Source organism: Blautia sp. MSK.18.38, from assembly GCF_024460535.1.
In the GTDB taxonomy this organism is placed as follows: domain Bacteria; phylum Bacillota; class Clostridia; order Lachnospirales; family Lachnospiraceae; genus Blautia_A; species Blautia_A fusiformis.
In genome coordinates this window covers 1-1,484 of sequence record NZ_JANFYP010000074.1, presented here as the reverse complement: position 1 = coordinate 1,484, position 1,484 = coordinate 1, and the positions used below count along the sequence as shown (strand labels likewise).

Sequence of the window (1,484 nt, the reverse complement as noted above, 5' to 3'; positions counted from 1 at the left end):
GAGAGTATGAAACTTTTTCTGTAAAATAATGTTTAGAAGGTTCTTCTATGATAAAATAAATATCATTAGGAGGGCCTTTTATTATGGCAAGACAAAAGAAACCTGTACATCGAGTACAAATGACAGAAGGAAAACGAAATATTATCCATCAGCTCCTTGAAGAGTATGACATCCAGTCTGCTGAAGATATTCAGGACGCACTTAAAGATCTCTTGGGCGGCACCATTAAGGAAATGATGGAAGCAGAAATGGATGATCATCTCGGCTATGAAAAATCAGAACGCTCAGATAATGATGACTATCGCAATGGTTATAAGCACAAACAAGTCAACAGCCGATACGGTTCCATGGAAATCGAAGTGCCGCAGGATCGTAAATCAACATTTGAACCACAGGTCGTAAAAAAACGTCAGAAAGATATTTCTGATATTGATCAGAAGATCATTTCCATGTATGCCAAAGGAATGACTACCCGGCAGATTTCTGAAACCATTGAAGATATTTATGGGTTTGAGACATCAGAAAGCTTTATTTCTGATGTGACCGATAAGATCCTGCCACAGATCGAAGACTGGCAGAACCGGCCGCTGGACGAAGTATATCCCATTCTCTACATCGATGCGATCCACTACTCCGTAAGAGACAATGGCGTGATCCGAAAGCTCGCAGCTTACGTAATTCTGGGAATCAACACAGAAGGAAAGAAAGAAGTTCTGACTATCAGTGTTGGTGATAATGAAAGTGCAAAATATTGGCTTTCTGTTATGAATGAGCTAAAAAACCGGGGCGTAAAAGATGTACTGGTTATCTGTGCGGATGGCTTAACCGGTATCAAAGAAGCTATTGCTGCAGCTTTCCCCAAAACCGAATATCAGCGCTGTATCGTGCATCAGGTAAGAAATACTCTAAAATATGTCCCTGATAAGGACAGAAAAGCATTTGCCACGGACCTGAAGACCATTTATCAGGCGTCTGACGAAAAGAAGGCCCTGGCAGCCTTAGACCGTGTGACAGAAAAATGGGCACCGAAATATCCGAATTCCATGAAACGCTGGAAAGATAACTGGGATGCGATCTCTCCAATTTTCAAATTTTCAGCAACGGTCAGAAAAGTGATTTATACTACAAATGCCATCGAATCCCTGAATTCCACCTATCGGAAACTGAACCGTCAGAGGAGCGTATTTCCAAGTGATACGGCCCTTTTAAAGGCATTATATCTTGCTACATTTGAAGCCACCAAAAAATGGACCAGTACAATCCGGAATTGGGCGCAGGTATATGGTGAACTGAGTATTATGTATGAAGGCCGGCTGCCAGAATAATAAAAAACAGGTCAGAGAAACAGGCGGGGAACCGCCTGCTCTTGACATGCCATTCAACAACTGTTATATATAAAGCAAGGGTGAAAAGCCTAGTTTTTAAGCTACTCACCCTTTCTTATCATAGAAGAATCCTATTTACAGAGATTTTTTCATAGTCTC

1 protein-coding gene is annotated in these 1,484 nt (G+C 41.2%); it reads left to right on the top strand.

Going from position 1 to position 1,484, the window contains the following annotated elements:
• Nucleotides 1–83: 83 nt before the first annotated feature.
• Nucleotides 84–1,325: an IS256 family transposase gene (locus NE638_RS17735; RefSeq protein ID WP_118369389.1), complete on the top strand. Its 1,242-nt coding sequence runs from the start codon at nucleotides 84–86 to the stop codon at nucleotides 1,323–1,325.
• The last annotated feature ends 159 nt before the right edge of the window (nucleotides 1,326–1,484 follow it).

Bases quoted from the DNA above. Each gene is read 5' to 3' on its own strand.
- NE638_RS17735 (WP_118369389.1), top strand. From the start codon at position 84: ATGGCAAGACAAAAGAAACCTGTACATCGAGTACAAATGACAGAAGGA.